Origin of the sequence: Dyadobacter sp. CECT 9275 (assembly GCF_907164905.1) — a bacterium.
GTDB lineage: Bacteria > Bacteroidota > Bacteroidia > Cytophagales > Spirosomataceae > Dyadobacter > Dyadobacter helix.
Genome location: NZ_CAJRAF010000002.1, coordinates 2,018,946 through 2,042,517 on the forward strand (window position 1 = coordinate 2,018,946; position 23,572 = coordinate 2,042,517).

The window sequence follows — 23,572 nt, forward strand, 5'->3', positions numbered from 1 at the left end:
TATACCTTTTCCAAAATGAAACAGCATTAAGGCTCTTTCCTGGAAATAATTACTGACTCCAGTACATATTTTCTTTCCATCGATTCCCCGTCGTCAAACCTGAAGTTGACGCTTGGCTTAGCCGGATTGGCATAATGAAGTATGTTTTCCAATATTACCCTGTGATCCTTTACGGTTATGTTCCCGCCTTCTTTAAGAATACTCAGGTTAAAAGTTCCACTGTTCATATTGAGCGTCAGTATAACGGTATGAGAAACACCAGGAGGTACATTTCCGATGAGCTCACTCTCGCTTGTTGCAAAATCCCTTACCAGACGTACGTCTCCGTTGTCACCGATATACATACGCGCAATGGTGCCTGCAGAGCCATCGGCATAATCAATGGCTAGTTCTCCCCCCATTCCCGAATGGACAGCCGTATAGGTAAACCAAAGTGTTTCTGCAAAATTGGTAGATATTCCCCGGAAAGACAGCCACTGGTTGTGGGCAGTAAGCCCGGAAGCAGGTGACATGTTAAACTGAAGTGCCTTACTTCCAGAAGCCGGAGCTACAATCCGAAGGCGCGGCTCCAGTTCTGGAAAATAAGAGATCATATCCCCATCCGGTGTACCGGGAATGTCCTTGGCCGGTAAGCTGCCGATTACTTCACTTTCAAAATTGGAAGTCAGAATCGCATTGGTTTTACAGGAAAAAAATAACAAGACTATTCCGATTACCATCAGGCTTATTTCAACTTTTTTCATGGCAAATTTCTGGTTGATTATTTCAACCAAAAGTATAACGGCCAAAGGAAATTTTTAAGCGTAGACCTACCTGATTTTCAGACCGGGGAAATTTACGTATTGCCCAGAATTTTACCTGGTACAGTAGGGCGAATTTAAATCAAACACATTATTCGCCCAGACTTTCCCAATCTGTTGTTTCATGAAGAAAAACATTGTAATCCACAAAGCCATGGATACCGTCTGCCCAGCCCTTCTCACTATGCTGCCAGAAGAGTACGTGGGCATCGCTTGCGAGATCGTTCAGATGGGTGCGGGAATACCCGGCCAGCCACAGGGGATATTCATCAAAATTGCCTGCAATGTATTTTTTATAGTAATGCTCATTGACATAAATGATAGGTTTTACACCATAATGCCGTTCTATGAGGCTTAGCCAGTTGCGAACTCCCTTGATGATGATATCATCCGGTTTCCCGGCGCTTACTTCCAGGTCCAGCACGGGCGGCAAATCTCCTGGCTGCATGTCCACCTGAGCTATAAAATTAGCCACCTGCCTGTCGGACATGACCCTGGGATTATAAAAATGATAGGCTCCCCTTCGCATTCCTACCCGTTTTGCTTCGGCCCAGTTACGTTTGAACTGTCGATCGAGGTGTGTGGCACCTTCCGTTGCTTTGATGTACACAAAGTCGATCCCCGCCTTTTCCGAACGCGCATTTTTCAGTTTATCCCAATTGATCCTTGCATTGTGATGAGACACATCGATACCATGCACTGCATACCTGAGAGGCAGTTTGATCCCGAATTTGCTGACAAACTCCCACTGGTTCTCATCTGTTGCATCACGATACCAGATAATCGCACCGATCAGGACGACAATTCCGGCAATGATGGCCCAACCCTTGGCAGGAAGAGGTTTTAAATATTTACTTTTTGCAGTTTTGGATGTGCCTGTTCTTTTACGTGCCATGCTGCCGCAAAAATACAAAAAATACTAAGCATGTGCCTTCCCAAATATACTCGTATAGAATGCCTGACAAATTTCACCCCGCAACACCGGCGAATCGGTACTCCGGTTATCGTATAACCAGGAGGTATCGTGCCCCAGGGACACATCCGATTTTAAAAAATCCGCTATACTGACAGTTTCACCCGAATAGGTTGAGGAAGCCCGGTTTGTCCCCGCTGTTTCCTGAAACAACTTCGCCCATCTGGTAAGTACTACCCCGGTAACGGGTTGGTGCAGATCCGAGAGATAGGAATCAAAAAAGCCTTTACTTCCCCAGAACTGAGCGGCCAGGGCTGCCTTATCTTTCAAATCCAGGTCCTCAAAATAGGTAAGGATCTGTCCGTTTGCGAGCAATTGTTTTTGCAATTCAGAAACAGAAACTTCACGGGGAACCACTTTGTTTTTTATGGCGATGGCCGCAGCAGTACCGGCTGCTTGTCCGATCCCCATCCAGAGAGGTTCCATCCTCAATGTGGAATAGGCAGCATGGGTAGTTGAAGCGGCCACAGGAACAATAATCCCATTGATCTTTTCGGGTAACAGGGCTCGGTATGGTATCTGGTACGGAGAAATCGGCAGCATCCCGATGTATCCCTCCAGTACCTTCTTGTCGGGTGACGGTTCTTTAGATGCCGGAAAACTGTCAATCGGAAATTCACCGGCTATGATACTGTCGTCAAAAATAGTGGTACGTCCCTTGCCCTCCTGTAAGGTCACGTCATTTTCTGTCAGCGTGTAAACTCCCTTCAAACGTCTTGCTTCCCGCACATACAACTGCCATGGAAAATGGTTGTTATCCTTAAATTCATCCTTTGCCAAATGGTACTGATTGGCCATTTTACGGTGCTCCGCAGGCACCTCCTCATCATTTTGTATAAAATACAACAATCCCAAAGCCAGCGCTCTGTGCCGGGCAAATATTTTCTCCCTTTGTTTCCATCCCGCTTCCACATAATCAGCGTTTTCTTCCGGAAAAGGAAAACCAAGTGGCCGGGGATTGGTGTTCACATCAAACTTGCGATTAGGGATTTCGGCGAATGAAAAAACCCGCAACATGGTATCAAAATGGGCCTTGTAGTAACCATGTCCTTCTTTGTATACTTTCGGCCCGCTAAGCCGGCCTTCTTTAAGATCATCAAAATATTTCAGATAGTTTTTCCGGTCGTAACCCAATGGCGGTTCCTTCATCACATAGCTGTTTGCAGGGTCATCCGTAAAACACAGGCGATAAGTATACGCCGGGATTTTTTTGTCCGCGGCTCCGGTACTTCCGGCCAGGAATTTATTTTCGTTGTAATCAAAAAATATCCTTCCTGCATGTACTTCATTGAATTCGTCTTTGCCTTCACGCCCTAGCCGGTAGGCGGCGCCTGCCAGCGCATACAAATCTCCCTCGTAGGTAGCGTCAATAAATACCTGTGCCTTTAATTTCAGGGAATCGTTATCCGAACGATGAGAAAAAACTGCCTCTTTGATCTGATCTGCTTCGGTAACAGCCTTTTCAATCTGGTAATTTAACCTCAGTGAAATGTTTTTTTCACGGGCAATCATGGTATTAAAAACCTTCTCCGCTACGGAGGGCTCATAATAATAGCCCTGCCTGCATTTTTTCACATTTTCAGAATCAGCACCGTATGTATCTGTATAGTACCTCAGAATATTTTCAGTAAACTCCCTGAAGAGTCCGATAATCGCATCTTTGTTTTCAATGTCGCTTTTGCCCAAGCCACTTGTCGACAAACCTCCGATGTGGTTATGGTATTCTACCAGAATCACTTTGGCACCGGAACGTGCCGCAGCAATGGCCGCCATTATTCCGGCGGGGCTCCCTCCTACCACCACTACATCCGCACTGTCTTCTGTAACAGCGTTTGTACAAGCTGCCAGGTCAACCGTTGAAACGAGGGTACCCAAGGCACCCAGTTTTATAAAGTATCTTCTTTTCATTTTTATCTGCTATTGGCTATCCACCTGTGTCTGCCCTGGTATTACCGCGTGCGCCCCAGTGCTAATCTACTTTTGCGGTATCATTTTTAAACCATCAAGATCCGACAAGCGCACTTTCATCACCTCAACAGTTTGCTTGCCCCCTGCAAAAGCGATCAGCAGGTTGCCCTCATGCTCAATCACATGCGGATAATCCACATGCCGGCCGCCTACGAGATAATACATTTTGTTAAATACGAGCCCGTCATCGCTGACGGATAATACCAAGGGATCTCGTTTCTTTGGATTGGCATTGGACACCATCACGTAACGGCCATCTTTCAGGCGGGTACTGCTGAATTTGGAACGGGCATCAGGGAAATTCGTTTTTACCGGAGCACTCCAGCTTTTCCCGTTGTCAGCAGAAAACGAGCGATAAATGTAACCGCTACCCTTGTTGTCACGAAACAGCGCCACCAGATTATTGTCGGGCAGCAGCCACCAGCACGGCTCCTCGGCTGCCAGCTCGCTGGCCGTGCCCAGTACCGGAACCGATTTCCATTCTGTGATCTTATTCACTCCTCCTACCAGAAATTCAACTCCTGATTCGGTGTAATCAAATTTCCTGCGGGACATCATCCACTCCCCGGTAGCTATTTTTTCGGGAGCAAAGTTATTGATCGCGTCATCGTGGATAACGCCTATATCTTCCCACCTGTCTTGTGTTTCATTATAACGAAAAGCTCTCAGTTCCAGGCTAGGACCAAAAAAACCTTCGGCTTCATCCAGCGACGCCAACGCCAGAAACTCATTGTCCCGCACCCAGAACCCGCGTGCTATGTAGCGGAATCCCCTGTTGGTCCGTGTTCCGTAAAGGTTAGGCCGCTCGCCTCCCTGCGGCATGGGTGTCAAATAAGCCGAAGTACTCCATGTTATGCCGTCCTTGCTGGTAGCATACTTCACCCTTTGCCCTACCCTGTCTTCCACTCCGGGGCCATCACTCCACATGGCCCAGTATTTACCCTTGTGATGTATGAGATAGTTATGCTGGTTCACTCCCATTTGGCTACGAACATCACTGATGACATTATGTTCTCCGGGTACCCTGGGAAGTTTGTCATAATCTATTTTATGCGTGTCGGCGGGCAGCCAGTCTCCCGTTAGCATCAGCGAAGAGGACGCATTCTTAACCGGGTGCGGAGGGGCGGCCGGTAGCTGTTTCTTTTGCGCATTGGCTAAAATGGCAGCCATTCCAAAAACCGAGGCCAGGGATACACTTCTGCGATTATTCCAAAGATATTGTATGAATTCAATGAGCTTCATTTTACTGATTTTTTTGATTAGGGGGTAAAACGGATTTGTTAGCTGAGCGTTATAGGTTCTTTATCATTTTATTCCGAAAAATTGCCGGGCATTTTTCCTGTATATTTTGTCCATCACTTCTCTGGGAAGTTTGAGCCCGCTTACCTGCATCTCCTTGTCCCCAACTTTAAGCTTTTCAATGATCAGGGAATCCGTTGCCAGATATGCCCAGTCAGTTTTCCATTTTTTCAATAGAATGTCTAGTGTAGCCTTACTTTCACTGTTCTGGTGGTCAATGGTAGTGTCAGAACCATACATCACCCTGTCCTGGTATCGGATCAGAAACCGGCGGACACGGTCCTTATCCTGCGCCGACTGGTACTGCAGATGGTCCATTCTGGCGGCAACGTCCACCATCATCCGGGGGTACCTGTCAAGATCCAGTGCAATCTCCTCCACGCTCCACTCCAGGCTTGCCAGGTGAGTACCTACATATTTAAGTCTCGGATGGCGGTTCAGGAGATTTCGGCGCGCCATGATCTGCTGTTCATAAGTAGGCGCTTCAGGGTGTTTATACATGTGATACTCCGGGTGCCGCGTGTAATAACGCTTATCTGCCGGCAGGGTGATTTCATTTTCGGGCAGCCAGCAATTTTTCGGTTCACCCAAATGCCCCATTACCGGAACACCTTTTTTCTCAAGATAACTAAATATGGGCGCCAGAGCGGGATCATCAATCATTACAAAACGGCCCTGATCATTTTTCAAAACCATACCAATGTTTTTCCATACCTTAAATCCCAGTGCTCCCGCCTGCAGATTAGTATCAATATAGGCAATGGTATCTTTTATAAATGATTTTTGACCAAATTTATCAACCGGAAAAGTGCCGAGGAAATCCATCTGGCCTGGATAACGCTGCTTCATGGTTTTAACCACCTCAAACTGTTCTTTCAGTGGGAAGCCCGCATCCACATTAACGGAAACCAGGTGAAACTTCATGGATAGGGCCAGGTCTGGAAAAGCATTATTGGGTACATCCAGGTGGAAATGAGTGTCAATTTTGGGTACCTTCGCAAAATCTTCCGCTGAATAATAGCCTGCTTCGGGCAGCGGCAGCCGGTCAAGCCCATACAAGGCCAGTCCCAGGGCTGAATTTTTTAAAAATAGTCTTCTGGTAATGGTCATAAGTCTTTTGCAAGCCAGGATATTTCGCTCAGCAAGTTTCCGCCGAGCATACTGGTAGTACTTAAATTTGCCCGGATAGGACGTCTTATGACGAACTGATTTACAAAATATAAGCGTGCAAATGATGAATATAAGGACATGAATCCGTTTTGAAATATTGAAAAAATAATTATGTTCCAACTATTCTACCGAAATCTAATTTTCCAAAAAAGTTGATCAACCAACAGATTCTGCTATACTTTGCATAAAAAACAACTATGGACCCTGCATTGCTGAATGAAGTCCCATCGCTCGATCTGGCAGACTTCACGTCCGGAAATCCGGCTCAGAAAGAACAGTTCGTGGCCGATCTGGGCGCAGCTTTTACCAATATCGGTTTTGTTGCCGTCAAGAATCACGGCCTGTCAGAGGAACTCAGAAATAAACTTTATGATGTAGTAAAAGCATTTTTCTCCTTGCCCGAATCCGAAAAAAGAAAATTTGAGTTTCCGGAGCTCTTTGGACAGCGGGGATATATCAGCAAAGGAAGAGAAACAGCAAAAGGCTTTAAAGTAGCCGACCTGAAAGAATTTTACCATGTGGGGCAGCCCGAACCGGTTGGCCAAATGCCTGGAAACATATTTCCGGAAGAGCCCGCCGACTTTAAGAAATATACGCTGGAAGTGTATCAGACTTTTGAGAATACAGGTAAAACACTCCTGCGCGCCATTGCCATATTCCTCCACCTGCCCGAGGATTATTTTGAAGACAAGGTTAAAAACGGCGACAGCCTGTTGCGTGCACTGCATTATTTCCCGATAGAAAATCCAGATCTGGTACCGGAAGGAGCCGTACGAGCGGCTGCCCACGGCGACATTAACCTGATCACCCTGCTGATGGGCGCCAGTGCGGAGGGCCTTGAAGTGCTGCGCCGCGACGGCCAGTGGATTGCGATCACCGCCCTGCCCGAGCAAATTGTGGTTAACGTGGGAGATATGCTGGACCGGCTCACCAACCATAAACTCAAGTCTACAATACACCGGGTGGTGAATCCGCCTCGTGAAAAAATGGGAACTTCAAGGTATTCGATCCCATTTTTCATGCACCCTAGGGCCGATATGGATCTGACATGCCTACCAGGCTGCGTAACAGCCGAATATCCCAAACTTTACACCGATATGACAGCGGGTGAGTTCCTGGATGAAAGACTGCGGGAACTGGGCCTGAAAAAATAAGAACGAATTGCGCGTAGCCGAACGTGACTTTTACGGGGTGTCAGGTAACAATTTTAAAACTGATCACCCATCCGATCATTCTATGCTGGTTATTTATGACTAACTTCTCATTTGGTTCACTAATTATCCAAATCCTCCATTGAGTAATCCTGTTCGTCGTTTCCGGTATCTGATTTACCTGCTGGACATACTCTTGCTGTCGTTTACGGCATTTGGAGGGCCACAGGTACATCTGATGATGATGATCGAACGCCTGGTTCATAAAAGAAGATATGTTACCGAAGAAGAACTGCTGGAATTACAGGCGCTTTGCCAGGTACTACCGGGCCCCAGTTCAACGCAAACCGTTACGGCACTGGGACTGAAAATAGGCGGACAGCCCCTGGCCTATCTCACGCTGATCGTGTGGTCTCTGCCGGCCATGATATTCATGTGCCTCGCCGCAATAGGCATTCATTACATGGAACAGAAACAGATCTCGCTCTCGTTTACCCGTTTCGTGGGACCTATGGCGGTGGCATTTCTGTTATTCGGCGGGTACAGTATCGCCCGGAAAGTTATCCGCAACCGCCAGGACTGGTTACTGCTCACCATCTCTCTTATTCTGGCGTATCTGTATCCTTCGCCTTATATGACCCCTGTGCTTATCGTTTCAGGAGGCGTACTCTCCTCTCTCAAGTACAGGCAGCTGGAAGAACTGGAAAGGGGCCCGATACGCATCTCATGGCGGCCTATCATCTTCTGGATCTCGGTACTGATCAGCGCCGCTGTTGTGGGAAAGATTACCAATTTGCTGCCGGTGCGTTTATTCGAAAACTTTTACCGTAACGGCAGCCTTGTTTTTGGAGGCGGACAAGTACTGATCCCTATACTTTATAACGAGTTTGTAGAGTTTAAAAACTATCTCACCAATCAGGAATTCCTGTCGGGCATGGCGCTTACGCAGATCGTCCCCGGGCCGGTTTTCTCCATCGCCACTTTTGTTGGCAGTATGTCCATGCAGGAGTATGGCGTGACGGGTATCATTCTGGGTGGTTTTGTAGCAACGGCCGGTATATTTTTACCAGGTACTTTTTTTATTTTCTTCGCTTATCCTTTTTGGGACCAGTTGAAAAGATACCGCGGGGTACGTGCGTCGCTGGCCGGTATTCATGCCACAAGCTGCGGGCTTACCCTTGCTGCCGGGATCACACTTTTCGAACCGATGGTTCTGCAATGGCAGCCTTTACTTACCGTTTTAGGAACACTTCTGCTGCTTTTTTTTACCAGAGTACCCTCCTATGTGATAATTTTGGGAGGGTTAATTTTGGGATTGTTCTTCCATTAAAGTTAATATATCCCCGAATTAGGTCTTGTCAATTGCAATAACCGGTTTGTTTTCCAAACTTTGAAAGCGTGTTTCCGTTATCCAGATCTCATGAAAAAAACTGTATTATTATTTCTGCTCGTTTTTACCAGTTTCATCCATCGTATTCAGGCGCAAATAACGACTCCCCCAGGCTTTCTGCACCAAAACCGGAAATGGGTGGATTCAGTATTTGCCAGCCTCACACCCGACGAGCGAATTGCACAGCTCATTATGGTGGCGGCGGTTTCGGATGTAAAAAGGGCTGTAATAGACCCAAAAACGAGTAATTCGGCCTATGTTGAAAAACTTATCCGGGAGAATAAAATCGGTGGAATCGTGTTTTTCCAGGGAGGACCGGTTCCTCAGGCAAGGCTTACCAATTATTTTCAGTCGATATCCAAAACGCCCCTGCTGGTTGCCATGGATGCGGAGTTCGGGCTGGCCATGCGAATTGACAGTACGGTGAGATATCCTTACCAGATGACGCTGGGGGCCATTCAGGGCAATAACGAGCTGATTTACAATATGGGCGCTCAGCTGGCACGCCAGGCAAAACGTTTGGGCGTTCATATCAATTTTGCTCCCGTGGCTGATGTTAACAATAACCCGGACAACCCGGTGATCAGCTTCCGGTCTTTCGGTGAGAATAAATATAAGGTAGCCGAAAAAGCAGTAGCGTACATGCGGGGTATGCAGGATAACGGCCTGCTGACCAGCGCCAAGCACTTCCCGGGCCATGGCGATACCGGGGTAGATTCGCACTATGACCTTCCGTTGATACCCCATTCTAAGCAACGGCTGGATTCTTTGGAACTATATCCCTTCAGAGTACTGATGAATAACGGGCTGAGCGGTGTGATGATCGCTCACCTGAGTATACCTTCCCTTGACAAAACGCCCAACCTCCCATCTACACTTTCCAAACCCATCGTGTCTGATTTACTGAAACACGAAATGGGTTTTGAGGGGCTGATCTATTCCGATGCAATGAATATGAAGGGTGTTACCAAGTATTTCCCGGATGGCAAGGCAGATGCTATGGGACTGGAAGCCGGAATGGATATCCTGGAGTTTACAGAAGATGTAAATAAATCCATCGCTGAAATAAAAAAAAGTATAGCAGAGGGCAGGATCAGCCAGGCTGAAATAGATTTCCGCTGTAGAAAAGTTTTAGAGGCCAAAGCATGGGCGGGATTGAACAGATACGAACCCGTAAAACTGGAAAACCTCTATGAAGACCTTAATCCGAAAGAAGCTGAGTTGTCCAACCGCCTGCTGACCGAAAAAGCGCTTACCATTCTGAAAAACGACAACGACCTCTTGCCGCTCAGGGAACTGGATACGCTGAGAATTGCGTCCATTTCCGTCGGCGCCGATACCGTTACTACGTTTCAGAAAACGCTTGAACTTTATACCACGGTGGATCATTTCAGTATACCTGCCAAGCCAACTGAAGAACAGCTCACCGCCCTGCGAAACAAACTTGGACAATACAATTTGTTATTGGTGGGTGTGCACCTGGGAAGTATCTCTCCCAGGACCAGCTATGGCCTCACAGAGCCCATGAATGCCATTTTGCAGGAGTTAATGACAACCAACAAAGCGGTTGTATCCGTATTCGGGAATCCCTATTCGCTGAACAAAATCCAGCATACCGAACAAGCCAGAGCACTGATCATGGCCTACCAGCTTACGCCGTTTACGCAGGATCTTTCGGCACAGCTCATTTTCGGGGCGATACCTGCGAAAGGCAAATTGCCCGTAACCGTTAACAGCAGATATGGCTATGGACTTGGGATTGAAACACCGGCACTGGACCGTCTGAAATATACGATCCCTGAAGAGCTAGGCCTCGACTCTAAGATTATCACTTTTAAAATAGATTCCATTGCCAACATGGCGGTCGACAAAAAAGCGACGCCAGGCTGTGTGGTACAGCTTGCCAAAGACGGAAAGGTGTTTTTCAGAAAGGCTTATGGCAAGCATACCTATGAAGGAAATGCCCCGGTAAAACTGACGGATCTGTACGACCTTGCCTCGGTGACCAAAATTACGGCTTCAACCCTGGCCCTGATGAGCCTGTACGACCAGAAAAAATTTGACCTGGACGCCACTATGAAAGATTATCTGCCGGATTTCAAAAACTCCAACAAAGCAGATCTTCAATGGAGAAGGGTGCTTACACACAGCGCGAGGCTCAAGGCGTTTATCGTATTTTGGAAAGAAGCCAAAAACCCTGACGGGAGCTGGAAAAAGAAAACTTTCAGCACGAAAAAATCAGCACGTTATCCGATATCGGTGGTGGGTGACAGCCTTTTTATCCATAAAAAATATGCCAAAAAACTTTTCAAAGGCATCCGGGACTCTCCTCTCAACAAGGATGAAGGCTATGTTTACAGCGACCTTTCTTTCATCCTCTATCCGCAAATTGTAAAACGCCTGACCGGCGAGGATTTTGAGGATTACCTTAAAAATCATTACTATCATAAACTCGGCGCCAATACGCTCACTTTCAATCCCAGAAGATTTTACAAGCTGGAAGAAATTGTGCCCACCGAACGTGACACTTTTTTCCGGATGGCGCAGCTCCACGGACAAGTTCATGATGAAGCGGCTGCCATGCTGGGAGGACTGAGCGGACACGCCGGCCTTTTCGGATCAGCCAATGATGTGATGAAAGTATGGCAGATGTACCTGCAGAAAGGTTACTACGGAGGCCAGCAACTGCTATCGCAGGATGCACTGATTGAATTCACAAGGTACCAGTACCCGGAAATGGGCAGCAGGCGCGGAATTGGTTTTGACAAACCCACTTTCAAATATTCGGGCAATGCACCCCGGTATGCAAGTCCGTCCAGTTTTGGACATACCGGCTATACCGGGATCATGACCTGGGCAGATCCCGCCTGGAAACTCAATTATGTATTCCTTTCCAACAGGGTTTATCCTACCCGTGAGAATAATAAGATTTCGCAAATGAACATCCGGACAGGGATTATGGATGTGGTATACAAAGAACTTTTAAAGAAATAATTCATAGCCCCCGCAGTAACACCGGGGGCTCTTTCACTCAACAGACATGAAATTTCTCCTTGGCGTTTTTATCGTTCTTTCTGCTTCTTCCTATGCCCAGAATGTTTCTCCGGCTGCTTTGGGAAAACATATCAGATACCTCGCTTCTGATAAGATGAAAGGCAGGGGCACAGGCAGTAAGGAAAATACGCTGGCCGCCAAATATGTGGCCGGTCAGTTCCAAAAACTGAAACTAAAACCATTGGGTACCGAGGGGTATTTTCAGCCATTCACCGCAAAGGTCAGAAGGGTCGTAGTACCAGATAGCCTGAGGCCCGCCAGAAATGTTATCGGTTTTCTGGATAATGGTGCGGAATATACCGTTATCATCGGTGCCCATTTTGACCATCTGGGCTTGGGCAGGCAGGGCAGCTCCAAGGATGAACATCCAGAAGGAAAAATTCATAACGGTGCCGACGATAACGCTTCCGGCGTGGCTGGTCTGCTGGAACTGGCCCGGCATTTCTCCACCAATGCCACAAAGGAACCCTACAACTTCCTGTTCATTGGTTTTGCAGCAGAGGAACTCGGACTCCTGGGCTCCAGACATTTTGTTAACAATCCTACAATACCACTTGCTTCTGTCAATTTTATGTCGAACATGGACATGATCGGCAGGTATAATGCCGACCGCGGTGTGGGAATCGGTGGCTATGGAACGAGTGATCAGTGGCCTGAGGTATTCAGGGACGTCAAAGGGGATGTCAAGTTTTTCACGGACCGCGCCGGCAACGGCGGCTCCGATCATGGCTCCTTTTATGCCAAAAATATACCCGTCCTCTTCTTCCATACCGGTGGCCACGATGATTACCATAAGCCCGGTGATGATCCTGAAAAAGTAGATACAAAGGCCGCTGCCGGAATACTGGAGATAGAGATCAAACTCATCGAAAACGCCATGAAACTTCCGAAACTTAATTTTACGGAGGTGAAGAACTGATTGGCACCGATAGTTTAACATCCCAGGTTTCAGCCTGCTTTCTTCTCCAAACCGTTAACGTACATTCCATACTAAATCCTGGCGATGGGAGGCCTGACTTATCCCGGCAAAGGATAAATTTGATCCGCTCCATCCTTTTCTCGTATAAGGCATTCTCCACCATACTGATAATTGGTTTGCAGGTGCTGAAATATCAAAAAGATTAAAACAAAGCATAATTCAGGGACCTCTTTGGCGCGGTTTTTATGGGATAAATGTCGTGATCAGGATCGGAAATTACCGGTGAATACCAATAAAACCGGGTAAACGCCGTTAAAAAATCGTTAATACTAAAAAAAGTCAGTGTTTTGATTGGATTCGTTTCAGCCTCACCCTCCTACGGACAAGCATACTATTCCCCAGAAGATCTGTACGGATCGTTGTTTGCGGATGTCCAGAACGGGTATATCTTTTCAGATTCAAAAACATTTGCTGATTGTATACCCCTTTTTGATCCCGTTTATATCATTGAACAATATCATCGTGAAAAAGAGCGGGAAGGATTCAGTCTTTCCGATTTCGTATCGGCGCATTTCCGGGTTCCCGAAAAAATAAAATCCGATTTTATACCTGATCGGCAGGAAAGTGCGGAGCAGCATGTAAAAAGATTATGGCCCGTGCTGATGCGTCGACCGGAAAATCAGGAACAAGGAGGTTCACTCATTCCGCTGCCCCACTGTTATGTTGTCCCCGGAGGCAGATTCAGGGAAATATATTACTGGGATAGCTACTTCACCATGCTCGGCCTGAGGGAAAGCGGGCGCGTGGATCTGATCGAAAGCATGGTAAACAACTTTGCTTTTTTGATCAACAGTTTTGGATTTATTCCCACCGCCAACCGTACTTATTATCTTAGCAGGTCGCAGCCGCCGTTTTTCTCACTGATGGTACAGTTATACAGTGAAATGGAAGGCAAAAAAGTCCTCAAGACCTATCTGCCCCAGCTAAAAAAAGAGTACGACTACTGGATGGATACCGGCAATAGTACCGCCGAGCCATTCACAGGATACCGCCGTGTGGTGTACCTGCCTGACGGCGCAGTCCTGAACCGCTACTGGGACGACAAAGCTACGCCGAGGCCAGAAGCATACCGCGAGGACATAGAGCTTGCGCTGGAGGCCCAGGAACAGCATGGTACCAGCCCCGATGAACTTTACAGACATATCAGGGCGGCCGCAGAATCAGGCTGGGATTTCAGCAGCCGCTGGTTTGGGGATGAGTCCGACTTTTCCACCATCAAAACAACCGACATTATTCCGGTTGACCTGAACTGCCTGATGTATCACCTCGAAAAAACGCTGGCAGAAGCATACCGGTTGAAAGATAACCCTGAAATGCAGCAGATCTTTGAAGACAAGGCCAATGCCCGCTGTCAGGCCATTCAGAAATATTTCTGGAATGAAGACCGTCATTTTTTTATGGATTACGACTTCAAAAAACAAGCAAACACGGATTCCATCTCCCTGGCAGGGTCCTACCCTCTGTTTTTCAAACTGGCGTCCAAGCCTCAGTCACATTACATCAGAGCCTATCTCCGCCTGAATTTCCTTAAGTCCGGGGGACTTCTAACAACCAATGTCAAGTCGGGCCAGCAATGGGATGCTCCAAACGGATGGGCGCCTTTACAATGGATTGCTTACAAGGGGCTTAGGAATTACAATTTTCACCGGACAGCCAACGAATTGAGTGTAGAATGGCTGGGACTCATTGAGAAAGAATTTAAACACAGCGGAAAAATGCTCGAGAAATACAACGTATCCGACACGAACCTCATTGCCGGTGGTGGGGAATACGAGATTCAGGAAGGTTTTGGCTGGACCAACGGCGTATATCTGCGGATGAAAAACCGAAAGCGCTAAAAGATTCCGTCGAATCGTTCAATCAGGATATTATTATCGGATTCTAATGTGTATCTTAAAATTTTCCATACTTACCTTCAATTAATCGCAATTTTTTTTAATACCTTGGAGTTCTCTTAATCTCTGGCAAATTCATGAAACTACCGTTATACCAAGTCGATGCTTTTACAAATCAAATTTTTGCGGGAAACCCAGCTGCCATCGTTCCGCTCAATGAATGGATCTCCGATGAACTAATGGTGAACATCGCTGCAGAGAATAACCTGGCGGAAACAGCTTTTTACGTTCCCTCGGAAAACGGCTTTGATATCCGCTGGTTTACCCCCTCTGTGGAAGTGGATTTATGCGGACACGCAACACTGGCAACCGCGTTTGTGATATTTAATATACAAGGTTATGAGGGAGATCTCATCCGGTTCAATTCCAGAAGCGGAGAACTGACGGTGACAAGAAATGAAGACTGGCTCACCCTCAACTTCCCCGTTGATTCCTACCATATTGCAGTTCCGCCACCAGCACTGGTGGAAGGACTCAAATCAGGTACTGTTCAGGAAGTCTATAAAGGAAAAACCGATTATATGGTAGTACTTGACTCCGAAGCCGAGGTCCGTGACCTGGAAATGGATATTATTATCTTATCAACCATTCCGGCACGGGGTATCATCGTCACGGCGCCCGGCGAAGACGTGGATTTCGTATCGCGGTTTTTTGCCCCCCAGTCGGGTATTGATGAAGATCCCGTGACAGGTTCGGCACATACAACACTAATACCCTATTGGGCAGAAAAACTCTCAAAGACGACACTTACAGCGAAACAATTATCCAAAAGAGGTGGATTCCTGCAATGCGAGCTGGTTAATGACCGTGTGAATATCGGAGGCCAGGGAAGGTTATACCTACAGGGAGAACTGGAAATCTGATCAATCCGGAATAAATTACCTGAACGTTAGTATAGGACTACTAACGTTTCAGTTTTGCCCGCTGGCCGGTATAAAGTCCTCCAATGACTAGTACCGTTCCGCACAATGTAAACAGGGTAACGGGCTCATCCATCAGCCACCAGGCAAAGATGAACCCGAACAATGGGCACAGAAAAAGCCACAATGACGCTTTTACGGTATCAATCCTAAGGAGGTAAAACCAGCAGATCAGCCCGATGATCGAAACAGCAAGGCTCAGCCACAAAACCGAAACCCAAAATTGAAAATCCCAGCTGGTTTCATTAAAATCTGCCAGGCTAAGCGTAAAGGGAAGCAGAAAAACCCCGCCAAGCAATACCTGCCACCCGTTGATCAGCAGATTGGATAACTCCCATTTTACGGTACTGTAATAAACGCTGGCTGCAGAAACAGAAACCATACTCAAAAGCAAAACAGCGATTCCCTCCGGACGTGTGATACTTCCCTGCAGCAGTGGATAGGTTGCAATTCCAATACCCGTCATCCCCAGTAAAATAGCCAGCCAATCGGTCGGCAAAGTGGGCCTTTTCAACCACCACGACGACAGCAATACAATAATGAGCGGGTTGGTAGAAACAGCCAGGCTTCCTATCCCGGCAGCTGTATATTTCATGGCATACACGTACAAGCCCAGGTACAGCGTTGTATTAAGAAAACCAAAAAGAGAGAGCTGGAGCAATTCTTTTCTGCCTGGCAAACGGACCGTCTCGTTACGTACGAATCCATAGGTAATCCCCAGCAGTAAAATTCCCGCTATAAAAAACCGGATATTGGCCAGAATTAGAGGAGGAGCCGATTGAACACCAAATTTGGTAGCCACGGAAGCCGAGGCCCAGAGAATTGAAAATAAAATACCGATACTGAAATTCTTCACTGCAAAACGAATTATAAAGCAAAAATAAACGAAGTGGTTCCCGTTCGCCCTACGTTTTTCATATTTTTGAAGATGATTAACAAGATAACTGCAAAATACTTACTTACGATTTGTTTCCTCATCGGTCTGCAATACCTCTGTAATGCGCAAAAGCAATGGACCTATGATTTCAATAATGGATTTTCTCCTATAGAAAAAAACGGCCCGCAACTTAAAAAGCTGGGCCAGCCCGGACAACTGGTCAGAGAAAAAATACCTGGTAACGAAGAGGTCAGCAGGACGGTCTACCAGTTTGAAGCCAACAGTGGCCTTCAGTTCAATAATTCTGAGGCAGGCGGGTTTCTGAATAAATCCTTTACTGTGGAAATTTACTTCAAAATGACTATGCTTGACAGTTGGAAACGGGTGCTTGATTTCAAAAACAGAAAAAGCGATTATGGCAGTTACATTTATGACGGCAAACTGAACTTTTACGACTATGCCATGAGCGAAAAGGCACCGGTAAAAGCCAATCACTACGTCCACTACGTTTACTCCCGTGACTTCGACACCAAAATGATAAAGATGTATATCAACGGGCAGTCGAAGGTAGAATTCAAAGACCCAGGCACTGAAGGCATGCTGGATGCCGACCAGGTACTTAACTTTTTTCAGGACGACCTGGTCGCCAACCATGAATCCAGTGCTGGCTCCGTGGCTCTCATCAGGGTCTACGACCGGGTGATGACTCCGGTTTTTATCCGCAGAAGTTATTTTAGCATCATCAAATCACCTCAGCCGGAAGAGGAGCCCATTACTGAAGAACAGCCCGCTGAACCGGCCAAAACAGAACCGGCTCCCCCTGCCCCTTCACGGATGCTGGCCAGCGTGAGCGGAAAAGTATATGATGGCAGAAATCTGAGACCGGTTAATGACGCTGACATTTTGGTTAGGAAGTTGAATGATAATGCGGTGGTGGCTCAGACAAAAACAGTTAATGGGGCTTATTTTCTTGAACTTCAGCCTTACGAGCGGTACAGAATATCCGCCGTTGCTAACGGCTTTCAAACCAAAAGTATTGCCGTAAAAACCACCAGCAGGCATGAAGAAATCAAATCACTGATCAGCCTGGCTCCTGAAACCTATGTACGCCCGCTTGCAACTCTGTTGTTCCTCCAGAGTGATGAAAATCTGGATGAAGCCGCAAAAAGTACGCTGGATTCTATGGCCGGATACTTTCTGCAGAATCCATCCTTAAAAATCGTGATTAAAGGGCATACCGACAACGTTGGTGATTTTGAAAAAAATCTTAAACTATCCAATCTCAGGGTCAATTCGGCCAGAAACTACCTGATCGGGAAAGGAATTGCCGCTGAAAGAATAAAAGGAAACGGATATGGCTCTTCCCGGCCAGAAACCGCAAATCAATCTGAAACGAAAAGAAAATACAACAGAAGGGTAGAGATATGGGCAGAGCCGGAAAAAAGATAAAGCCATCTCACTGAGATGGCTTTATACTGACTATTCCTAAACCCTTAACCTTTTCTTATCTTTATTTGATTTTTGAATTACAACCTGACATAAGAAACTGGTACTTTAACGATAGAAGCCGCTTCTAAGTTCTCTGCTGTCAATTTATTCAAATCAAAGTTTTTTACAAATCTTATTGCTGAAGCTGTTTTTGAAAGATTATCTCTCCATTGCAAAGCCTCTTTGCTGTTCACTTTCTCCAGCTCATTACCCAATTGAGCAACTGCAGCATTAAAAGTATTAATCTCTTCCACTCCCAAGCCCCTCACCTTTGACGGTGATTCACCATACAAAGTCACTACACGCTCTATTATACTCCAATTGCCCTGTTTAATAAATTCTGGTACCGTTTGAGACACATACGCTGCAAACTCAACTTCGGATGTTTTGGAAATTAGAGTTCCGTCCAATTTTTCTGTCCCTTGCAAACCACCTGCAACCGATGGCCTCGTAATAGTTAGAACAAGAATTCCAAATACTGCTGCAAATATAAAACTATTTTTGATTGTTTTCATGGTTTAATTCAATTTTTATTTCTTCCTTTTGTTATGCAAAGATTGCCCCAAGTTTCGAAATTACAAAATGAACTAAAATCATCAAACAGAATATTATTTTGAATAAAATCCCATTTTTGGCCTAAAATAAACAATAAATGAAAACAAAAACTTACACAATCCAAATAATATTTCAATTATCATTTAACAATCAAAAGAAACATTCGACTTAAAATAGTTATATTTTCTTTAAAAAGTACAATCATTGGTTATAATTGTTCATTGTCATCTGTATCCCCAAAGTACAAAACGATACAACCATATCAACGGCCTGATCCAAAAATATGGGGAGTTCAGCCATCTCTTCACCGGAAAAGGGCTTTAAAACATAATCTACCTGCCTTCCCCTCGGAAAATTGTTGCCAATTCCGAACCTAAGCCTGGGATACTCCGAAGAAGCCAATAATTCCTCAATATTCTTCAATCCGTTGTGCCCTCCATGGCTTCCCTTTGGTTTTATTCTCACCGTACCGTAAGGCAACTGAAGCTCGTCCACCACTACCAGCAGATTTTCCTTTGGTATCTTGAACTGATCCATATAATAGCGGATTGCCTTACCGCTCAGATTCATGTAGGTGGTTGGCTTGATAAAATAAATCTGCCGCCCCTTGTATTTCCATTCCGCGACGAAAGCCAGTTTTTCAAATGAAAACTTAAAATCGTTTTGTGCCGCAAGCCGGTCCAGCACCATAAAACCAATATTGTGCCTTGTGAATGCATACTCCGGACCGATATTTCCCAATCCAGCAATAAGATACTTCATCTGATTATAAAAAATTAGTAAAAAAGAAATGCCTGTCAACCTCATACCTATGGGTTTGAACAATTATAGATCAGGTATTGGCAGGAAAAATTTTTGATTTCATATTTGTGAGCTTAATTTAGGCTAAAATTCAGGGAAATAACAATATGCCCCAAAAACGATTATTACTAAGTAGCCCTTTGCTGGAAATCATGACGAGCCGTCTTTGCCAGCAACTTATTGAGAACCATCAGGATTTCGAAAATTCTGTTGTAATGGGCCTGCAGCCCCGTGGAATTTATTTTGCCGAACGCATCGTTGCCGAACTGAGAGTAAAGACCGGGAAGGCAATTTTACTGGGGCATCTGGACGCTACCTTCTACCGCGATGATTTCCGCCGGAGAGATTCCCCTCTGCTCCCTAACAAAACCAACGTTCCTTTTCTTATTGAAGGCAAGAGAGTAATTTTAATTGATGATGTACTGGCCAGCGGACGTATGGTCAGAGCTGCGCTGGACGCCATGACTGCCTTTGGAAGGCCCAAAATGATTGAACTGCTGGTACTGATCGACAGGCGTTACAACCGAGAATTACCAATTGAACCCGACTACGTAGGCATGAAAGTAAGTACCCTTGAAAGCCAGAGAGTGCAGGTGGAATGGAAAGAGCAGGGCTTTGAAGCCGACCACATCTGGATGGTAGATTAGCGCTTACCTTGGTCGTGAAGTTTCTTCTGCATTCAGCGTTTTCCCAATATCACTCGTATTATAAGTGAGCTTATTGATGTAAAAAACCTCACGCCCCTGCCCCATCAGTGACGTACCCAGCCGCTGCATGCCATAAGCAAGAAAATACTGACCATACCACGGCGACAGATAGCCATCCTCGTTGTTTAACACCGTTTCTTTTTCAGACTTCGGATTTATTTTAAATTTTTCACCTTCCACTACTACCTTGTTCCTGCGGATTACTTCCGTGTGAATATCTCCATCCTGTGGGTATGCCAGTATAAAATAATCCTCCACCGGAGTTACCTGAACCATCTCCTGCAGATCAAAACTGGTAAGGTCTTTGATGGTAATACAGTTATCCCAGATCAGCTTCCCATTACGATCAAACCCGCAGACAATGGCGTGCGTATATTTGTATCCCTCCAAAGCCCTCGGAATATACTGCCTGGAAATATTACCCGAAATAACAGGCATACTATTTTTCTGGTTCGGATAATAGACTTCCGCTACCAGCACAATTTCATTTTCCATCTGAATGAGCTCATGAACCAGAAGGCGGTATCGGAACCTGTTTTCTTTACCCAGGCTTTTCCTTTTACCGATCCTCTCCATCATCCGCTGGCGCCTTTTAGGCTTCATATAATTGAAGAAATTCTGAAGTTCAGAAAACTCAATAAACTGAGGGTCATCCGGTTCATTATCCTTTACATGGGTGACATATAACCCCTGTGAATATTGCGTACAGCCCACTGAATAATTGCCGATCAGATAGGAATCATCCGGATTCAGGGGGACGATCTGCCCCGAAATAAAACTGTTCCGCGGATCGCTCAGGGAAGTCTTTTTAAGAAGTTTTCCATCATAATTATATGTCTTGATTTCAAAAACGCAGTTCTTCTTACGATAAGCGTAGGTGATGACGTTGATATAACCATCCACTTCATTAATATCCACATTGTTTATTTCGGTATTCCTCTCATACAACCCCGGCAATACACGGGTGGTATGATCAAAAAAGGAATGAACCAATACCACGGGCCGCGAACGGTAATATCCTGCAATAAGAGCCTTGCTTCCGATCACCTTAAACTGCTGCACATCCACCCCGGCAAGCAGGTTACCTTTGTAAACATCAAGGGCACCATCATTGAAATTGAGCTGCAAGAACAGAAAATGATCCGAATCGGGCTGCGCAAAAAGCCAGTATCCCAGATGCTCCCCCTGGTAGGCCATCACCGGTACATACCGGAAGTCCAGCTTGTAACTCACCCTCCAGACCGCATTCAGAGTAGTGTCATATTTTACAAAATGCCAGTTTTCGTTACGGCTCGAATACTCATCGCCCCTTGTAAGCGTCAAAACACCCTTTTCGCCGAGTGGAAAAACCTCAAATTGCTCAGAACCAGACGATGATGAAGGAATCTCAAGCCGGTTAGTCTGCAGCAATTGAGCATATACCCTGTCCGGCTGCAGGTAAAACGTTCCAAGCAGAAATAAAAAAATATAAAACAAAAATCTATTATTCATAACTTCCTTGCGCCGGGGTGTAAGTCGGTTCGATATTTACCCTAATTTTGCATCAAAAAGAGTAACATCCTTATCAATTTAAAAAAATATTTTCATTCCAATAAAAACTTAGAGAAATGTAACACGTTTTCTCTATGACCTTCTGATTTTACCTGAATATTTCATGACGATTGAAGCCATATTAAAAGAAGACATTCGAAAAGCAATCCTAAAACATTTCGAAAATACGGTTGATGAAGTCGTATTACAACCTACAAAAAAAGAATTTGAGGGGTTTTACACATTCGTAACGTTTCCTCTGACCAAAACAATACGAAAGGCACCAGCGGAAATCGGACAGATCATCGGGAAGGACCTGGAGGAATTTTCCTCCGTTGTTTCACAATGCAATGTGGTACAAGGCTTTCTCAATATAAGCCTTAAGGATAGTGTCTGGCTTTCGCTTTTCACAGACATAGCATCGGATACCGCATTTGGCACTTTCCCTTCCAATGGCGAATCTGTGATGGTGGAATTTTCATCCCCCAACACCAACAAACCGCTGCATCTGGGGCACCTTCGTAACGATTTCCTGGGCGATTCTCTTTCCAGAATACTGACAGCCAACGGTTACGATGTCGTAAAAACATGCCTGGTTAATGACAGAGGCATTCATATATGTAAATCCATGCTGGCCTATCAGGAACTGGGCAATGGAGAAACACCGGAAAGTTCAGGCCTGAAGGGGGACCACCTGGCGGGTAAATACTATGTCAAATTTGATGTAGAATACAAAAAACAGATCAATGAACTTCTTCTTAATGGCCTCAGCCCGGAGGAAGCTGCAAAAAAAGCACCCTGGATGCTGGAAGCGCAAAAGTTGCTCCTGCTTTGGGAGCAGGGAGACCCTGAAACGGTGGCACTCTGGCAACAAATGAATAGCTGGGTATATGCCGGCTTTGACCAAACTTACAATAAAATAGGGGTTTCTTTTGACAAAACTTACTATGAATCAAACACTTACCTTTCAGGAAAAGATATCATAGAAGAGGGCTTGCAAAAAAATATCTTTTTCAAAAAGCCTGACAATTCTGTCTGGATCGATCTGACAGAAGAAGGACTGGACGAAAAACTGGTACTGCGGGGAGACGGGACCTCCGTTTATATCACCCAGGATCTGGGCACGACGGAACTGAAATACAGCGACTTCCACAACAACCGTTATTTATGGGTGGTGGGTAATGAGCAGGATTATCACTTCAAGGTTCTGTTTGCGATCCTGAAACGCCTGGGAAGGCCTTATGCTGCGGAGTGCCACCACATCAGCTACGGAATGGTGGATCTCCCTTCGGGCAAGATGAAAAGCCGCGAAGGAACCGTTGTAGATGCCGACGACCTGGTGGATCAAATGATCCAGACAGCAACAAACCGCACCCAGGAATTAGGAAAAATAGATGATTTTGAAAGTGACGAGGCCTTAAAACTCTATAATCAGCTCGCGCTGGGCGCTCTGAAATACTTCCTTCTTAAAGTTGACCCCAAGAAACGGATGCTTTTCAATCCCGAAGAATCCATTGATTTCCAAGGACATACCGGCCCGTTTATTCAATACACCTATGCAAGAATAAGATCCATTGCCCGAAAGGCTGAATTATCACAGATCAAAGCATCCATTCCGGGCAACTCCTATCAAATGCATCCTGCGGAGCGGGAACTGATTTACTTTTTGTTGCAATACCCGCAGAAGATTCAGGCTGCTGCAGATGAGTTTGCACCTTCCATCATTTCACTTTATGCTTTTGAACTTGCCAAGGTATATAACCAGTTTTATGCCGAAGTATCCATTTTTGCAGATCCCAACCCCGAAGCGGTTAGTTTTCGGATCGAATTATCCAGGGTTGTTGCGGAAACAATTTACAAGGCTTTAGGGTTATTAGGCATAGAAGTTCCTGAACGGATGTGAGAGGGTTTGGTTGTTGCTTATGTTGAAAATTCCAGGAAAAGCGTTTGTTACTCAGTTATCAATATAATATTGACAATACCTGTTCAAGCAAGAATAACTTAACCGATAACCA

Annotated in this window: 17 protein-coding genes and 1 pseudogene; 9 read left to right on the forward strand and 9 right to left on the reverse strand. The window is 45.7% G+C overall.

The window, feature by feature from the left end:
- Positions 1-26 precede the first annotated feature (26 nt).
- The 5 genes from KOE27_RS16180 to KOE27_RS16200 all read right to left on the reverse strand — a co-directional run bounded on the left by KOE27_RS16180 (position 27) and on the right by KOE27_RS16200 (position 6,150).
- On the reverse strand, positions 27-743 hold the full coding sequence (locus KOE27_RS16180) for a hypothetical protein (RefSeq protein WP_215239892.1): 717 nt from the start codon (positions 741-743) through the stop codon (positions 27-29).
- A 148-nt stretch (positions 744-891) separates the two neighbouring features.
- Entirely contained in the window at positions 892-1,695 is an 804-nt protein-coding gene (locus KOE27_RS16185) for a glycoside hydrolase family 25 protein (RefSeq protein ID WP_215239893.1), read from the reverse strand.
- A 24-nt stretch (positions 1,696-1,719) separates the two neighbouring features.
- Positions 1,720-3,681 carry an FAD-dependent oxidoreductase gene (locus KOE27_RS16190; RefSeq protein ID WP_215239894.1) on the reverse strand — a complete coding sequence of 654 codons (1,962 nt, stop codon included), beginning with the start codon at positions 3,679-3,681 and terminating at the stop codon, positions 1,720-1,722.
- 66 nt (positions 3,682-3,747) lie between these two features.
- Positions 3,748-4,983, reverse strand: a complete 1,236-nt coding sequence (locus KOE27_RS16195; RefSeq protein ID WP_229252791.1) for an exo-alpha-sialidase — start codon at positions 4,981-4,983, stop codon at positions 3,748-3,750.
- Positions 4,984-5,046: 63 nt separating this feature from the next.
- The gene (locus tag KOE27_RS16200) at positions 5,047-6,150 is read right to left on the reverse strand and encodes an amidohydrolase family protein (protein ID WP_215239895.1); all 1,104 of its coding nucleotides are present in this window, start codon (positions 6,148-6,150) and stop codon (positions 5,047-5,049) included.
- A 257-nt stretch (positions 6,151-6,407) separates the two neighbouring features.
- Here KOE27_RS16200 and KOE27_RS16205 point away from each other — a divergent pair, with 257 nt between their 5' ends.
- From KOE27_RS16205 to KOE27_RS16230, 6 genes and pseudogenes are all read left to right on the forward strand, one after another.
- Positions 6,408-7,364, forward strand: a complete 957-nt coding sequence (locus KOE27_RS16205; RefSeq protein ID WP_215239896.1) for an isopenicillin N synthase family dioxygenase — start codon at positions 6,408-6,410, stop codon at positions 7,362-7,364.
- Positions 7,365-7,503: 139 nt separating this feature from the next.
- Complete coding sequence (gene chrA, locus KOE27_RS16210) at positions 7,504-8,691, forward strand: chromate efflux transporter (RefSeq protein ID WP_229252792.1); 1,188 nt, start codon at positions 7,504-7,506, stop codon at positions 8,689-8,691.
- Positions 8,692-8,781: 90 nt separating this feature from the next.
- Positions 8,782-11,745 carry a glycoside hydrolase family 3 N-terminal domain-containing protein gene (locus tag KOE27_RS16215; protein ID WP_215239897.1) on the forward strand — a complete coding sequence of 988 codons (2,964 nt, stop codon included), beginning with the start codon at positions 8,782-8,784 and terminating at the stop codon, positions 11,743-11,745.
- 46 nt (positions 11,746-11,791) lie between these two features.
- A complete protein-coding gene (locus KOE27_RS16220; RefSeq protein ID WP_215239898.1) occupies positions 11,792-12,724 on the forward strand; it encodes a M20/M25/M40 family metallo-hydrolase in 933 nt (310 codons plus the stop codon).
- A 320-nt stretch (positions 12,725-13,044) separates the two neighbouring features.
- Positions 13,045-14,622, forward strand: a pseudogene (gene treA, locus KOE27_RS16225) (alpha,alpha-trehalase TreA); the annotation flags it as partial.
- A 134-nt stretch (positions 14,623-14,756) separates the two neighbouring features.
- Positions 14,757-15,542 carry a PhzF family phenazine biosynthesis protein gene (locus KOE27_RS16230; RefSeq protein ID WP_215239899.1) on the forward strand — a complete coding sequence of 262 codons (786 nt, stop codon included), beginning with the start codon at positions 14,757-14,759 and terminating at the stop codon, positions 15,540-15,542.
- Positions 15,543-15,582: 40 nt separating this feature from the next.
- On the opposite strand, the gene KOE27_RS16235 is transcribed toward KOE27_RS16230, so the two are convergent.
- On the reverse strand, positions 15,583-16,455 hold the full coding sequence (locus tag KOE27_RS16235; RefSeq protein ID WP_215239900.1) for a DMT family transporter: 873 nt from the start codon (positions 16,453-16,455) through the stop codon (positions 15,583-15,585).
- A gap of 72 nt (positions 16,456-16,527) precedes the next feature.
- Between KOE27_RS16235 and KOE27_RS16240 the strand changes: the two genes are divergently transcribed.
- Positions 16,528-17,925 (forward strand): OmpA family protein, encoded by a 1,398-nt coding sequence (locus KOE27_RS16240; RefSeq protein WP_215239901.1) that lies wholly within the window; start codon positions 16,528-16,530, stop codon positions 17,923-17,925.
- Positions 17,926-18,002: 77 nt separating this feature from the next.
- Here the strand turns inward: KOE27_RS16240 and KOE27_RS16245 are convergent, their stop codons facing one another.
- Positions 18,003-18,479, reverse strand: coding sequence for a hypothetical protein (locus tag KOE27_RS16245; RefSeq protein ID WP_215239902.1), 477 nt, complete (start codon positions 18,477-18,479; stop codon positions 18,003-18,005).
- Between the two features lie 241 nt (positions 18,480-18,720).
- On the reverse strand, positions 18,721-19,281 hold the full coding sequence (gene pth, locus KOE27_RS16250) for an aminoacyl-tRNA hydrolase (protein WP_215239903.1): 561 nt from the start codon (positions 19,279-19,281) through the stop codon (positions 18,721-18,723).
- Positions 19,282-19,427: 146 nt separating this feature from the next.
- On the opposite strand from pth, the gene pyrR reads away from it, so the two are divergent.
- Positions 19,428-19,967 carry a bifunctional pyr operon transcriptional regulator/uracil phosphoribosyltransferase PyrR gene (pyrR, locus tag KOE27_RS16255; RefSeq protein ID WP_215239904.1) on the forward strand — a complete coding sequence of 180 codons (540 nt, stop codon included), beginning with the start codon at positions 19,428-19,430 and terminating at the stop codon, positions 19,965-19,967.
- A gap of 3 nt (positions 19,968-19,970) precedes the next feature.
- On the opposite strand, the gene KOE27_RS16260 is transcribed toward pyrR, so the two are convergent.
- Positions 19,971-21,518, reverse strand: a complete 1,548-nt coding sequence (locus tag KOE27_RS16260) for a hypothetical protein (protein ID WP_229252794.1) — start codon at positions 21,516-21,518, stop codon at positions 19,971-19,973.
- Positions 21,519-21,681: 163 nt separating this feature from the next.
- Here KOE27_RS16260 and argS point away from each other — a divergent pair, with 163 nt between their 5' ends.
- Positions 21,682-23,460: an arginine--tRNA ligase gene (gene argS, locus KOE27_RS16265; protein WP_215239905.1), complete on the forward strand. Its 1,779-nt coding sequence runs from the start codon at positions 21,682-21,684 to the stop codon at positions 23,458-23,460.
- Positions 23,461-23,572 lie beyond the last annotated feature (112 nt).

Bases quoted from the DNA above. Each gene is read 5' to 3' on its own strand.
- argS (WP_215239905.1), top strand. From the start codon at position 21,682: ATGACGATTGAAGCCATATTAAAAGAAGACATTCGAAAAGCAATCCTA.
- KOE27_RS16205 (WP_215239896.1), top strand. From the start codon at position 6,408: ATGGACCCTGCATTGCTGAATGAAGTCCCATCGCTCGATCTGGCAGAC.
- pyrR (WP_215239904.1), top strand. From the start codon at position 19,428: ATGCCCCAAAAACGATTATTACTAAGTAGCCCTTTGCTGGAAATCATG.
- KOE27_RS16230 (WP_215239899.1), top strand. From the start codon at position 14,757: ATGAAACTACCGTTATACCAAGTCGATGCTTTTACAAATCAAATTTTT.
- KOE27_RS16220 (WP_215239898.1), top strand. From the start codon at position 11,792: ATGAAATTTCTCCTTGGCGTTTTTATCGTTCTTTCTGCTTCTTCCTAT.
- KOE27_RS16185 (WP_215239893.1), bottom strand. From the start codon at position 1,695: ATGGCACGTAAAAGAACAGGCACATCCAAAACTGCAAAAAGTAAATAT.
- KOE27_RS16195 (WP_229252791.1), bottom strand. From the start codon at position 4,983: ATGAAGCTCATTGAATTCATACAATATCTTTGGAATAATCGCAGAAGT.
- KOE27_RS16240 (WP_215239901.1), top strand. From the start codon at position 16,528: ATGATTAACAAGATAACTGCAAAATACTTACTTACGATTTGTTTCCTC.
- KOE27_RS16245 (WP_215239902.1), bottom strand. From the start codon at position 18,479: ATGAAAACAATCAAAAATAGTTTTATATTTGCAGCAGTATTTGGAATT.
- KOE27_RS16260 (WP_229252794.1), bottom strand. From the start codon at position 21,518: ATGAATAATAGATTTTTGTTTTATATTTTTTTATTTCTGCTTGGAACG.
- KOE27_RS16200 (WP_215239895.1), bottom strand. From the start codon at position 6,150: ATGACCATTACCAGAAGACTATTTTTAAAAAATTCAGCCCTGGGACTG.
- KOE27_RS16180 (WP_215239892.1), bottom strand. From the start codon at position 743: ATGAAAAAAGTTGAAATAAGCCTGATGGTAATCGGAATAGTCTTGTTA.
- KOE27_RS16190 (WP_215239894.1), bottom strand. From the start codon at position 3,681: ATGAAAAGAAGATACTTTATAAAACTGGGTGCCTTGGGTACCCTCGTT.
- pth (WP_215239903.1), bottom strand. From the start codon at position 19,281: ATGAAGTATCTTATTGCTGGATTGGGAAATATCGGTCCGGAGTATGCA.
- KOE27_RS16215 (WP_215239897.1), top strand. From the start codon at position 8,782: ATGAAAAAAACTGTATTATTATTTCTGCTCGTTTTTACCAGTTTCATC.